General features: G+C 39.3%; 11 protein-coding genes and 1 other annotated feature. All 11 genes read left to right on the top strand.

What is annotated here, in order from left to right; all coding sequences use genetic code 11:
* Nucleotides 1–564 (top strand): DUF1542 domain-containing protein (locus GEZ85_RS05375; RefSeq protein WP_153209701.1); only part of this gene is annotated, 564 nt, incomplete at its 5' end.
* A 275-nt stretch (nucleotides 565–839) separates the two neighbouring features.
* Nucleotides 840–1,793: a competence protein CoiA gene (locus tag GEZ85_RS05370; protein ID WP_153209700.1), complete on the top strand. Its 954-nt coding sequence runs from the start codon at nucleotides 840–842 to the stop codon at nucleotides 1,791–1,793.
* Nucleotides 1,794–1,811: 18 nt separating this feature from the next.
* Nucleotides 1,812–3,614 carry an oligoendopeptidase F gene (gene pepF, locus GEZ85_RS05365; protein ID WP_153209699.1) on the top strand — a complete coding sequence of 601 codons (1,803 nt, stop codon included), beginning with the start codon at nucleotides 1,812–1,814 and terminating at the stop codon, nucleotides 3,612–3,614.
* 1 nt (nucleotide 3,615) lies between these two features.
* Entirely contained in the window at nucleotides 3,616–4,329 is a 714-nt protein-coding gene (locus tag GEZ85_RS05360) for an O-methyltransferase (protein ID WP_153209698.1), read from the top strand.
* 66 nt (nucleotides 4,330–4,395) lie between these two features.
* Entirely contained in the window at nucleotides 4,396–5,334 is a 939-nt protein-coding gene (gene prsA, locus GEZ85_RS05355; protein ID WP_084929850.1) for a peptidylprolyl isomerase PrsA, read from the top strand.
* A gap of 161 nt (nucleotides 5,335–5,495) precedes the next feature.
* Nucleotides 5,496–6,719 (top strand): cell division peptidoglycan polymerase FtsW, encoded by a 1,224-nt coding sequence (gene ftsW, locus GEZ85_RS05350; RefSeq protein WP_049491796.1) that lies wholly within the window; start codon nucleotides 5,496–5,498, stop codon nucleotides 6,717–6,719.
* Nucleotides 6,720–6,743: 24 nt separating this feature from the next.
* On the top strand, nucleotides 6,744–9,440 hold the full coding sequence (ppc, locus tag GEZ85_RS05345; protein ID WP_153209697.1) for a phosphoenolpyruvate carboxylase: 2,697 nt from the start codon (nucleotides 6,744–6,746) through the stop codon (nucleotides 9,438–9,440).
* Between the two features lie 96 nt (nucleotides 9,441–9,536).
* Nucleotides 9,537–9,754: a binding site (T-box leader), on the top strand.
* Between the two features lie 111 nt (nucleotides 9,755–9,865).
* Nucleotides 9,866–10,861, top strand: a complete 996-nt coding sequence (trpX, locus tag GEZ85_RS05340) for a tryptophan ABC transporter substrate-binding protein (RefSeq protein WP_153209696.1) — start codon at nucleotides 9,866–9,868, stop codon at nucleotides 10,859–10,861.
* 75 nt (nucleotides 10,862–10,936) lie between these two features.
* Nucleotides 10,937–11,803 carry an ABC transporter permease gene (locus GEZ85_RS05335; protein WP_153209695.1) on the top strand — a complete coding sequence of 289 codons (867 nt, stop codon included), beginning with the start codon at nucleotides 10,937–10,939 and terminating at the stop codon, nucleotides 11,801–11,803.
* Entirely contained in the window at nucleotides 11,800–12,558 is a 759-nt protein-coding gene (locus GEZ85_RS05330; RefSeq protein WP_020901797.1) for an ABC transporter ATP-binding protein, read from the top strand. Before GEZ85_RS05335 ends, GEZ85_RS05330 begins: the two co-directional genes overlap by 4 nt.
* 89 nt (nucleotides 12,559–12,647) lie before the next feature.
* The gene (gene dnaG / locus GEZ85_RS05325) at nucleotides 12,648–14,408 is read left to right on the top strand and encodes a DNA primase (RefSeq protein WP_153209694.1); all 1,761 of its coding nucleotides are present in this window, start codon (nucleotides 12,648–12,650) and stop codon (nucleotides 14,406–14,408) included.
* Nucleotides 14,409–14,410 lie beyond the last annotated feature (2 nt).

Here is a 14,410-nt window from a genome sequence, read left to right as displayed (position 1 = left end):
AAATTAACAGCACTTGAAGGTACTCCAAACGCAACGAAAGAAGAAAAAGATGCGGCTAAACAAGCAGCACAAGACGCAGCAACAAAAGCAAATCAAGCAATTGACGCAGCAACGGACAATGCAGGAGTAGCAACAGCTCAAACAGACGGTATAGCAGCAATTGAAGCTGTAACCCCAACAGTAGCAGTTAAAGCAGCGGCTAAAGCTGAAGTAGCGAAAAAATTAGCAGAAAAATTAACAGCACTTGAAGGTACTCCAAACGCAACGAAAGAAGAAAAAGATGCGGCTAAACAAGCAGCACAAGACGCAGCAACAAAAGCAAATCAAGCAATTGACGCAGCAACGGACAATGCAGGAGTAGCAACAGCTCAAACAGACGGTATAGCAGCAATTGAAGCTGTAACCCCAACAGTAGCAGTTAAAGCAAATGTGCGTAAAGAATCTAAAGAATTGCCAAATACAGGTACAGCAGATTCTACTGTAGCTATGGTAGCAGCTGCCGCAAGTGCAGTACTTGGCCTAGGTCTTGTAGGCCGTCGTCGTAAAGAAGATGAAGAAGTATAATTTATATATGAACTAATCTAATCTTTTAGTAAAATTTGTATTTGATTTTATAGCTTATATAGAATTTCTTAAAAAATCTCCTAGTAGTCCATTGATTGCTAGGAGATTTTGTTTCTTTGTCAATTATATAAGGTATCGAAACTGGAATAGTAGGACATGACTTCTGAAGCATTGTTAGAAATTAATTTGACTTTCCTAATCTCTTAGTTCACATCTTCGATAATTAAAAATACGATTATTAATTTTTACGAATAATATAGAAAAGGAGGGAAATCATGTTTGTTGCGAGAGATGCTCGGGGAGAATTGGTAAATGTGTTAGAGGATAAACTTGAGAAGCAAGCATACACCTGCCCAGCTTGTGGAGGTCGGCTCCGTTTGCGTCAAGGACCAAGTGTCCGGACCCATTTTGCCCACAAAACCTTAAAAGACTGTGATTTTTCCTCTGAAAATGAAAGTCCAGAACACCTAGAAAATAAAAAATCACTTTATCACTGGTTGAAAAAAGATGCAGAGGTGCAATTAGAATACCCTCTTCCAGCCCTTAAACAGATTGCGGATGTATTTGTAAATCGCAATCTAGCTCTAGAAGTCCAATGTAGTCCCTTGCCTCAAAAAGTTCTTAAAGAGCGTAGCGAGGGCTATCGTAGTCAGGGTTACCAAGTACTGTGGTTGCTGGGAGAAAAACTTTGGCTCAAAGAGCGGTTGACTCGTCTGCAAGAAGGTTTTCTCTATTTCAGTCAAAACATGGGCTTTTATGTTTGGGAATTAGACAGTGAAAAACAAGTTTTAATACTCAAATACCTGATTCATCAAAATCTCCGAGGTAAACTCCATTATCAGATTAAGGAATTTCCCTATGGTTACGGTAGTCTACTGGAGATATTACGTATTCCCTATAAGAAACAAAAAATATCTCATTTTACAGTGTCTGAGGATAAGAACATCTGTCGCTATATCCGACAACAACTCTATTATCAAAATCCTATTTGGATGAAAGAGCAAGCAGAAGCCTATCAAAAGGGGGAAAATCTCCTGACTTATGGGCTAAAAGAATGGTATCCACAAATTCGACCATTAGTAGGTGAGTTTTGCCAAATTGAGAAGGACTTAACCAGCTATTATCAGTATTTTCAAACCTATTACCAAGAAAATCCTCAAAATGATTGGCAAAAGCTTTATCCACCAGCCTTTTATCAGCAATATTTCTTGAAAAATATGGTAAAATAGAAAGGATGGAGGAATCTAATGGTATTACAAAGAAATGAAATAAATGAAAAAGATACATGGGATCTATCAACGATTTACCCAACTGACCAGGCTTGGGAAGAAGCCTTAAAAGATTTAACAGAACAATTGGAGACAGTAGCCCAGTATGAAGGCCATCTCTTGGATAGTGCGGATAGCCTTCTAGAAATCACTGAATTTTCTCTTGAAATGGAACGCCAAATGGAGAAGCTTTACGTTTATGCTCATATGAAAAATGACCAAGACACACGTGAAGCCAAGTACCAAGAGTACTATGCTAAGGCAATGACTCTCTATAGCCAGCTAGACCAAGCTTTTTCATTCTATGAACCTGAATTTATGGATATTAGCGAAAAGCAGTATGCTGACTTTTTAGAAGCTCAACCAAAATTGCAGGTTTATCAACACTATTTTGACAAGCTTTTACAAGGCAAGGAACACGTTCTTTCACAACGTGAAGAAGAATTATTGGCTGGAGCTGGAGAAATCTTTGGTTCGGCAAGTGAAACCTTTGCTATTTTAGATAATGCAGATATCGTCTTTCCATTTGTTAAAGATGAAGATGGTAACGAAGTACAATTATCACATGGCGTTTATATGCGCTTGATGGAGTCTAAAAACCGTGAGGTTCGCCGTGGTGCCTATCAAGCCCTTTATGCAACTTATGAGCAATTCCAACATACTTATGCCAAAACCTTGCAAACAAATGTTAAGGTTCAAAACTATCGTGCAAAAGTTCGCAACTACAAGAGTGCGCGTCATGCAGCTCTCGCAGCAAATTTTGTTCCAGAAAGTGTTTATGACAATTTGGTAGCAGCAGTTCGCAAGCATTTGCCACTCTTGCATCGTTACCTTGAACTTCGTTCAAAAATCTTGGGAATTTCAGACCTCAAGATGTACGATGTCTATACACCACTCTCATCTGTTGAATATAGTTTTACCTACCAAGAAGCCTTGAAAAAAGCTGAAGAAGCCTTGGCAGTCTTGGGTGAAGATTACTTGAGCCGTGTTAAACGTGCCTTCAGCGAGCGTTGGATTGATGTTTACGAAAATCAAGGCAAGCGTTCAGGAGCTTACTCTGGTGGTTCTTACGATACAAATGCCTTCATGCTTCTTAACTGGCAGGACAATCTAGACAATCTCTTTACTCTTGTTCATGAAACAGGTCACAGTATGCATTCAAGCTATACTCGTGAAACTCAGCCTTATGTTTACGGGGATTACTCTATCTTCTTGGCTGAGATTGCTTCAACTACCAATGAAAATATCTTGACGGAGAAATTATTGGAAGAAGTGGAAGATGATGCAACGCGCTTTGCGATTCTCAATAACTTCCTAGATGGTTTCCGTGGAACAGTTTTCCGCCAAACTCAATTTGCTGAGTTTGAACACGCGATTCACCAAGCGGATCAAAATGGTGAAGTCTTGACAAGCGATTTCTTAAATAAACTCTACGCAGACTTGAACCAAGAGTATTATGGTTTGAGTAAGGAAGACAATCCTGAAATCCAATACGAGTGGGCACGCATTCCACACTTCTACTATAACTACTATGTATATCAATATTCAACAGGTTTTGCAGCAGCCTCAGCCCTGGCTGAAAAGATTGTCCATGGTAGTCAAGAAGACCGTGACCGCTATATTGACTATCTCAAGGCAGGTAAGTCTGACTATCCACTTAATGTCATGAGAAAAGCTGGTGTTGATATGGAGAAGGAAGACTATCTCAACGATGCCTTTGCAGTCTTTGAACGTCGTTTGAATGAGTTTGAAGCCCTTGTTGAAAAATTGGGATTGGCATAAGATGGTTGAATCATACAGTAAAAATGCCAACCATAACATGCGTCGCCCTGTTGTCAAGGAAGAAATTGTGGACTTGATGCGTCAGCGTCAAAAGCAAGTTACAGGTTCTTTGAAAGAATTGGAAGACTTTGCCCGTAAGGAAAATATTCCCATTATTCCCCATGAAACGGTTGCTTATTTCCGTTTTCTCATGGAAACCATGCAGCCTAAAAATATTCTGGAAATTGGGACGGCCATCGGGTTTTCAGCCCTTTTGATGGCGGAACATGCACCAAATGCAAAGATTACAACCATTGACCGCAATCCAGAAATGATTGGTTTTGCCAAGGAAAATTTCGCCCAGTTTGACAGTCGTAAGCAAATTACGCTCCTAGAAGGAGATGCGGTAGATGTCTTATCAATCTTGACAGAGTCCTATGATTTTGTCTTTATGGATTCTGCCAAGTCTAAATATATCGTCTTTCTGCCAGAAATCCTCAAACACTTGGACGTTGGAGGTGTGGTTGTCTTGGATGATATTTTCCAAGGTGGCGATGTTGCCAAGGACATTATGGAAGTCCGTCGTGGCCAGCGAACCATTTACCGTGGTCTTCAAAGATTATTCGATGCAACCTTAGACAATCCAGGACTCACTGCAACATTAGTACCTTTAGGGGACGGCATTCTCATGCTTCGTAAAAATGTAGCAGACGTTCAATTGCCTGTTAGCGAATGATTTTCAGAATAATTTAAGAAAATATAGTAAAATAGATAGGGTAACACTTATCTCAAAGGAGTAGACATGAAGAAAAAACTATTGGCAGGTGCCATTACACTATTATCAGTAGCAACTTTAGCAGCTTGTTCGAAAGGTTCAGAAGGAGCAGATCTTATCAGCATGAAAGGGGATGTCATCACAGAACATCAATTTTATGAGCAAGTGAAAAGCAATCCTTCAGCTCAACAAGTGTTGTTGAACTTGACTATCCAAAAAGTATTTGAGAAACAATACGGTTCAGAAGTAGATGACAAAGAAGTCAACGACACTATTGCCGAAGAAGAGAAACAATATGGTGAAAACTACCAACGTGTCTTGTCACAAGCAGGAATGACTCTTGAAACACGTAAAGCTCAAATTCGTACAAGTAAATTGGTTGAGTTGGCAGTTAAGAAAGCAGCAGAAGCTGAATTGACAGATGATGCTTATAAGAAGGCCTTTGACGAGTACACTCCAGATGTAACGGCTCAAATTATCCGTTTGGACAATGAAGACAAGGCCAAAGAAATTCTTGAAAAAGCTAAGGCAAGTGGCGCAGATTTCGCTCAACTAGCTAAAGATAACTCAACAGATGAGAAAACGAAAGCGAACGGTGGAGAAATCACCTTTGATTCAGCTTCAACAGAAGTACCAGATCAAGTTAAGAAAGCAGCTTTTGCCTTGGATGTTAACGGAATTTCTGATGTCATTACAGCTACTGGCACACAAGCCTACAGCAGTCAATATTATATTGTAAAACTCACTAAGAAAACGGAAAAATCATCTAATATTGATGACTACAAAGAAAAATTAAAAACTGTTATCTTGACTCAAAAACAAAATGACGCATCATTTGTTCAAAGCATTATCGGAAAAGAATTGCAAGCAGCCAACATCAAGGTTAAAGACCAAGCCTTCCAAAATATCTTTACTCAATACATCGGTGGTGGAGATTCAAGCTCAAGCAGTTCTTCAAAAGAATAAAACAGAAAAGAGCCAAGTGCTCTTTTTCTTATGAGAAAATCTTTCTATCTTAATGGTAAGAGTTTTTTTCTTTCGGAAAAAATGGTATAATAGCAATCAAAACTAGAAAATAAACGGAATTTGGGAATAATTTCTTTTGTTCTCATTAGATTGGTGATACTATGAAGATTAGTAAGAGGCACCTATTAAACTATTCTATTCTAGTTCCTTACTTACTTTTATCAATTTTGGGCTTGATTGTAGTTTATTCTACAACCAGTGCCATTCTTATCGAAGAAGGTAAAAGTGCCCTCCAATTGGTTCGAAGTCAGGGAATGTTTTGGATACTTAGTTTAATATTGATTGCCTTGATATATAAGCTGAAATTGAATTTTTTAAGAAAAGAACGACTCTTATTTATTGTTATGTTTGTTGAGCTGATTCTTTTGGCTCTGGCTCGCTTAATTGGTACGCCAGTCAATGGAGCCTATGGTTGGATTTCAGTAGGACCTTTGACCATTCAACCAGCGGAGTATTTGAAGATTATCATTGTCTGGTACTTGGCTCAACGTTTTTCAAAACAACAGGATGAAATTGGTATTTATGATTTTCAAGTTTTAACTCAAAATCAATGGATTCCTCGTGCTTTTAATGATTGGCGTTTTGTCCTACTTGTCATGATAGGAAGTTTGGCTATTTTCCCAGACTTGGGGAATGCTACTATCCTAGCTCTGGTTGCCTTGATTATGTATACAGTTAGTGGAATTGCTCATCGTTGGTTTATAGTCTTTATCGGTGTTTTATTTGGAGTTTCAGCCCTATCTCTATCAGCTATTTCTGTAATTGGGGTTGATAAGTTTTCAAAAGTTCCAGTATTTGGTTACGTGGCCAAGCGTTTCAGTGCCTACTTTAATCCCTTTGCTGATTTGGCAGGAGCAGGACACCAACTTGCAAATTCCTACTTTGCCATGGTAAATGGTGGGTGGTTTGGTCTAGGCTTAGGAAATTCAATCGAAAAACGTGGTTATTTACCAGAGGCCCATACAGACTTTGTATTTTCAATTGTCATTGAAGAGTTTGGATTTGTGGGAGCCAGTTTGATTTTGGCACTTGTCTTTTTCCTGATTTTGCGAATTATCCTAGTCGGTATTCGTGCTAAGAATCCCTTTAATTCCATGATGGCGATTGGGGTTGGGGGGATGATGCTGGTACAGGTATTTGTTAATATTGGCGGAATTTCGGGCATTATTCCTTCGACAGGAGTAACCTTCCCCTTCTTATCACAAGGAGGGAACAGTCTTCTAGTCTTGTCTGTAGCCATCGCCTTTGTCTTAAATATTGATGCAAGTGAAAAACGTGCCCAATTATATGAGGAGTTAGAAGCTCACTCATCAAACTATATGTAGAGTTGATAGTGGAAAGGATGACCTATGTCTCTTCAAAAATTAGAAAACTATAGTAATAAAGCTGTCGTGCAAGAAGAAGTATTGATTTTAACAGAATTGTTAGAAGATATCACTAAAAATATGCTTGCACCAGAGACTTTTGAAAAAATCATGCAGTTGAAAGAATTGTCAACTCAAGAAGATTATCAAGGCTTGAACCAATTGGTTACTAGCCTGACAAATGATGAAATGGCTTATATTTCACGCTATTTCTCAATTTTGCCTCTCTTGATTAATATTTCAGAAGACGTGGATTTGGCCTATGAAATCAACCACCAAAATAATATCGATCAAGATTATCTTGGGAAATTATCAGCAACAATCAAAATGGTTGCTGAAAAAGAAAATGCGGTTGAAATTCTTGAACACTTGAATGTTGTCCCTGTTTTGACTGCCCATCCAACACAAGTGCAACGTAAGAGTATGTTGGATTTGACCAACCATATCCATACCCTCTTGCGTAAGTATCGTGATGTGAAATTAGGCTTGATTAATAAGGAAAAATGGCATAATGATCTCCGTCGTTATATTGAGATTATCATGCAGACAGATATGATTCGTGAGAAGAAATTGAAAGTAACCAATGAAATCACGAACGTTATGGAATACTACAATAGTTCATTCCTGAAAGCTGTTCCTCATTTGACTGCTGAGTACAAGCGTCTGGCTAAAAAACATGGCTTGGAGTTGAAACATCCTAAACCAATTACCATGGGAATGTGGATTGGTGGAGATCGTGATGGGAATCCTTTTGTTACAGCAGATACCTTGAAACAATCTGCTATGACCCAGTGTGAAGTCATTATGAACTACTATGATGAAAAGATTTACCAACTTTATCGAGAGTTCTCTCTCTCAACAAGTATTGTCAATGTAAGCAAGCAAGTCAGAGAAATGGCTCGTCAATCCAAAGATAATTCGATCTATCGTGAAAAAGAGCTTTACCGTCGTGCTTTGTTTGATATTCAATCAAAAATCCAAGCAACAAAAGCCTATCTGATTGAGGATAAGGAAGTTGGAGCTCGCTATGAAACAGCCAATGATTTTTACAAGGATTTAATTACCATCCGTGATTCCCTTTTGGAAAACAAGGGTGAGGCACTGATTTCTGGTGATTTTGTTGAATTGATTCAAGCAGTTGAAATTTTTGGTTTCTATTTGGCATCTATTGACATGCGTCAAGATTCTAGTGTTCATGAAGCTTGTGTAGCCGAACTCTTGAAATCAGCAGGTATTCATTCTCATTATAGTGAATTAAGTGAAGAAGAAAAATGCCAGCTTCTCTTGAAAGAATTGGAAGAAGATCCACGCATTCTTTCTGCCACTCATGTTGAAAAATCAGAGTTACTTGAAAAAGAATTAGCAATCTTTAAGGCTGCTCGTAAGTTGAAAGATAAGTTGGGAGATGATGTCATTCGTCAGACCATCATTTCACATGCAACCAGCGTATCAGACATGCTGGAATTGGCTATCTTGCTAAAAGAAGTAGGGTTAGTTGATAAAGAAAGAGCCCGTGTCCAAATTGTCCCTCTCTTTGAAACAATTGAGGACTTGGACCATTCAGAAGAAACCATGAGAGAATACCTTTCTCTTGCCCTTGCTAAGAAATGGATTGCTTCGCGCAATAACTACCAAGAAATCATGCTTGGCTACTCTGATAGTAATAAAGATGGTGGTTACCTTTCATCATGTTGGACTCTTTACAAGGCTCAACAACAATTGACTGCTATTGGAGATGAATTTGGTGTTAAGGTTACCTTCTTCCATGGCCGTGGTGGTACTGTTGGTCGTGGTGGTGGACCAACCTATGAAGCTATCACATCTCAACCGCTTAAGTCTATCAAGGACCGTATCCGTTTGACGGAGCAGGGTGAAGTAATTGGCAATAAGTACGGGAATAAAGATGCTGCCTACTATAACTTTGAAATGCTAGTATCTGCAGCCATTAACCGTATGATCACTCAGAAGAAGAGCGATACCAATACATCCAATCGTTATGAAGCAATCATGGACCAAGTGGTGGACCGTAGTTACGATATCTATCGTGATTTGGTCTTTGGTAATGATCATTTCTATGATTATTTCTTCGAGTCAAGTCCAATCAAGGCTATTTCAAGCTTTAACATTGGTTCACGTCCAGCCGCTCGTAAGACGATTACTGAAATCGGTGGTTTACGCGCTATCCCTTGGGTATTCTCATGGTCGCAAAGTCGTGTCATGTTCCCTGGCTGGTATGGAGTTGGTTCAAGCTTCAAAGAATTTATTGATAAGAATCCAGAGAATATCGCTATTCTACGAGATATGTACCAAAATTGGCCTTTCTTCCAATCGCTTCTTTCAAATGTTGACATGGTCTTGTCAAAATCAAATATGAACATTGCTTTTGAGTATGCCAAACTTTGTGAAGATGATCAAGTAAAAGCAATTTATGAGACTATTCTAAATGAATGGCAAGTTACCAAGGAAGTCATCTTGGCTATCGAAGGCTACGATGAACTCTTGGCGGAAAATCCATATCTAAAAGCAAGTTTGGATTACCGTATGCCTTACTTTAATATCCTCAACTATATCCAGTTGGAGTTGATTAAACGTCAACGTCGTGGAGAATTATCAAGCGACCAAGAAAAATTAATCCATACAACCATCAACGGAATTGCGACAGGATTGCGTAATTCTGGCTGATACCTTTCAAACTTCCTCTTTTCTATAGGGGAAGTTTTTGAATATTTCAAAAAAATTCTCAAAGAGTCTTGACAAGTAGTTGAAAAATGATATAATTTAACCATTCAGAAAAGTAATCATATAAACTTTTTAGAGAGTCTGTGGTAGCTGAAAACAGATAAGTGATGATGATGAAAATTGGGCTGAATGTTATTTAGAATTTGAAATCATAAAAATTCGGTGAGCACACCTTACAGTGCATCTCGTTATTGCGAGACAGAGCGATAGGGAAATTCCCTATAATTGAGGTGGTACCGCGCATCGACGTCCTCACACAAGTTTTTTGTGTGAGGACTTTTTTGATGGAGGTTAGTATGGAAAGAAAACGATGGCGTCGCTTGTTTAGATAAGTGAAGTATTTTAAAGGAATAAAAAGGAGAAATAGAATGAAAAATAAACGTTTAATTGGAATTATCGTTGCGTTAGCAGTCTTAGTAGCAGGAAGCTTGATTTACTCTTCAATGAATAAACCAGAAGCTAAAAATGAAAAGAAAGTTGCCAAAGTTGGTGTCCTTCAGTTTGTGAGCCATCCCTCTCTTGATTTGATTTATAAAGGGATACAAGATGGACTTGCAGAAGAAGGATATAAAGATGATCAAGTTAAAATCGATTTTATGAACTCAGAAGGCGATCAAAGTAAGGTTGCGACAATGAGTAAACAATTGGTTGCAAATGGCAATGACTTGGTTGTTGGTATCGCAACACCAGCTGCTCAAGGTTTGGCTAGTGCCACAAAAGACCTACCGGTCATCATGGCTGCTATTACAGACCCAATCGGAGCTAACTTGGTCAAAGATTTGAAAAAACCAGGTGGCAACATTACAGGGGTATCTGACCACAACCCAGCTCAACAACAAGTTGAACTCATTAAGGCTCTCACACCAAGTGTGAAGACAATCGGAGCTCTTTACTCAAGTAGCGAAGACAATTCAAAAACTCAGGTAGAAGAATTTAAGGCTTATGCTGAAAAAGCAGGTTTGACTGTAGAAACATTTGCAGTTCCTTCAACAAATGAAATTGCTTCAACAGTAAATGTTATGACTAGCAAGGTCGATGCTATCTGGGTTCCAATTGATAACACAATTGCTTCAGCCTTCTCAACTGTTGTATCAAGCAACCAATCAGCTAAAAAACCAATCTACCCAAGTGCAACTGCCATGGTAGAAGCAGGTGGCTTGGCATCTGTTGTGGTTGATCAACATGACCTTGGTGTTGCAACTGGTAAAATGATTGCTCAAGTTTTGAAAGGTGCAAAACCAGCTGATACTCCAGTCAATGTCTTTTCAACTGGTAAGTCAGTGATCAATAAAAAATTGGCACAAGAATTAGGTATTACGATTCCTGAATCTGTTCTAAAAGAAGCAGGACAAGTGATTGAATAATCTGTAATGGAGGAGTTGGGGACATCTCCTCCAATTTTTTACAAAAGAAATCGTATAGAAAAGGTTAAGAAACAGATGATATTATCTATTATTTCTCAAGGATTTGTCTGGGCAATTTTAGGTCTGGGGATCTTTATGACATTTAGGATTTTGAACTTTCCAGATATGACAACAGAAGGTTCCTTCCCTCTTGGGGGAGCTGTTGCTGTCACTCTGATAACCAAAGGCGTGAACCCATTTCTAGCGACACTTGTTGCTGTAGGAGCAGGTTGTTTGGCTGGAATGGCAGCAGGACTTCTTTATACAAAAGGGAAGATTCCAACCTTGCTCTCAGGGATTTTGGTGATGACTTCCTGTCACTCTATCATGCTCTTGATTATGGGACGTGCGAATTTAGGCCTGCTTGGAACCAAGCAAATTCAGGATGTTTTGCCTTTTGATTCAGATTTGAATCAACTCTTGACAGGTCTCATCTTTGTAAGTATTGTTATTGCTCTCATGCTCTTTTTCTTGGACACTAAACTCGGACAAGCATATATTGCTACAGGTGACAATCCTGATATGGCTAGAAGTTTCGGGATTCATACTGGTCGCATGGAGCTTATGGGCTTGGTCTTATCAAATGGTGTGATTGCCCTTGCAGGTGCTCTTATTGCCCAGCAAGAAGGTTATGCCGATGTATCTCGAGGAATTGGGGTTATCGTTGTGGGGCTTGCAAGTTTGATTATTGGAGAAGTTATCTTCAAGAGTTTGAGCTTGGCAGAACGTCTGATTACCATCGTTGTAGGTTCTATCGCCTATCAATTTTTAGTGTGGGCAGTTATTGCGCTTGGCTTTAATACAAGTTACCTTCGTTTGTACAGTGCCGTGATTTTAGCAGTCTGCCTCATGATTCCAACATTTAAGCAAACAATCTTGAAAGGAGCCAAATTAAGCAAATGACAGCAATTGTAGAATTAAAAAATGCAACCAAAGTCGTTAAAAATGGCTTTGATGAAGAAAAGATTATTTTAAATGATGTTTCCTTAGAAATTTTTGAACAGGATTTCATCACGATTTTAGGTGGAAATGGAGCTGGGAAATCAACCCTCTTTAACACTATTGCAGGAACTTTGTCATTAACCAGTGGAACCATCCGTATTTTGGGTGAAGATGTTACCAAGTTTTCGCCAGAAAAGCGAGCTAAGTATCTGTCTCGAGTCTTCCAAGATCCCAAGATGGGGACAGCTCCTCGTATGACGGTCGCTGAAAATCTTTTGATTGCCAAGTTTCGTGGTGAAAAGCGTGGACTGTTTCCGAGACGTCTGGCTAGCTATAAGGATGAGTTTCAGGCAACTATTGAAAAAGTGGGAAACGGTCTTGAGAAACACTTGAATACACCAATTGAGTTCTTATCTGGTGGACAAAGACAGGCTTTGAGTCTCTTGATGGCAACCTTGAAGCGTCCAGAATTACTCTTGTTAGACGAGCATACTGCAGCCCTTGATCCAAAGACCAGTGTCGCACTCATGGAGTTGACAGATGAATTTGTCAAGAAAGATCAGCTGACAGCGCTTATGATTACCCACCATATGGAAGATGCTCTCAAATATGGCAATCGCTTGATTGTCATGAAAGAAGGACGAATTATCCAAGATTTGAACCAAGAAGAAAAAGCAAAAATGAAAATCTCTGATTATTATCAACTCTTTGAATAAAGTAGGGAAAATGAGTGAAATGGTTTACTTTTTTTCTGAAATAAAGTATACTATATAAAGTAAACTATGATAACATGGAGGTATTGTGTATGGTTGACAAACAAGTCATTGAAGAAATCAAAAACAATGCCAACATTGTGGAAGTCATAGGAGATGTGATTTCTTTACAAAAGGCAGGACGGAACTATCTAGGGCTCTGTCCTTTTCATGGTGAAAAAACACCTTCTTTCAACGTTGTAGAGGACAAACAGTTTTACCACTGTTTTGGTTGTGGTCGATCAGGTGACGTCTTTAAGTTCATCGAGGAGTACCAAGGGGTTCCCTTTATGGAGGCTGTCCAAATCTTAGGTCAGCGTGTTGGGATTGAGGTTGAAAAGCCGCTTTATAGTGAACATAAGCCAGTTTCACCCCACCAAGCTCTTTATGATATGCACGAAGATGCTGCCAAATTTTACCATGCTATTCTCATGACAACGACTATGGGAGAAGAGGCCAGAAATTACCTTTATCAGCGTGGTTTGACAGATGAAGTGCTCAAACATTTTCGGATTGGTTTAGCACCTCCAGAACGCAACTATCTTTATCAACGTTTGTCTGGTCAGTATCGTGAAGAGGATTTTCTAGATTCAGGATTGTTTTATCTCTCGGATGCTAATCAATTTGTAGATACATTTCACAATCGGATCATGTTTCCCCTGACAAATGACCAGGGCAAGGTCATTGCCTTCTCAGGTCGTATCTGGCAGAAAACGGATTCACAAACTTCTAAGTATAAAAATAGCCGATCGACTGCAATTTTTAACAAAAGTTACGAATTATATCATATGGATAGGGCAAAAAAATCTTCTGGCAAAACCAGTGAGATTTACCTGATGGAAGGATTCATGGATGTCATTGCAGCCTATCGGGCTGGAATCGAAAACGCTGTGGCGTCCATGGGAACAGCCTTGAGCCGTGAGCATGTTGAGCATCTGAAAAGGTTAACCAAGAAGTTGGTTCTGGTATACGATGGCGATAAGGCTGGGCAAGCTGCGACATTGAAAGCACTGGATGAAATTGGTGATATACCTGTGCAAATTGTCAGCATGCCTGATAACTTGGATCCAGATGAGTATCTACAAAAAAATGGTCCAGAAGACTTGGCCTATCTATTAACGAAAACTCGTATTAGTCCGATTGAGTTCTACATTCACCAGTATAAGCCTGAAAATAGTGAAAATTTGCAGGCTCAGATTGAGTTTATTGAAAAAATAGCGCCCTTGATTGTTCAAGAAAAGTCCATCACTGCTCAAAACAGCTATATTCATATTTTAGCTGACAGTCTGGCGTCCTTTGATTATGCCCAGATTGAGCAGATTGTTAATGAGAGCCGTCAGGCACAAAGGCAGAATCGCATGGAAGGAATTTCCAGACCGACGTCAATCACTATGCCTGTCACCAAGCAGTTATCGGCTATTATGAGGGCAGAAGCTCATCTACTTTATCGAATGATGGAATCTCCCCTTATTTTGAATGATTACCGTTTGCGAGAAGACTTTTCATTTGATACACCTGAATTTCAGGTTTTATATGACTTGCTTGGCCAGTATGGAAATCTTCCTCCAGAAGTTCTAGCAGAACAGACAGAGGAAGTTGAGAGAGCTTGGTACCAAGTCTTAGCTCAGGATTTGCCTGCTGAGATGTCACCTCAGGAACTTAGTGAAGTAGAAATGACTCGAAACAAGGCACTCTTGAATCAGGACAATATGAGAATCAAAAAGAAGGTGCAGGAAGCGAGCCATGTAGGAGATACCGACACAGCCCTAGAAGAATTGGAACGTTTAATTTCCCAAAAGAGAAGAATGGAGTAATA

The organism is Streptococcus mitis, from assembly GCF_009496205.1.
In the GTDB taxonomy this organism is placed as follows: domain Bacteria; phylum Bacillota; class Bacilli; order Lactobacillales; family Streptococcaceae; genus Streptococcus; species Streptococcus mitis_BN.
This window is presented reverse-complemented; position numbering and strand designations above follow the sequence as displayed.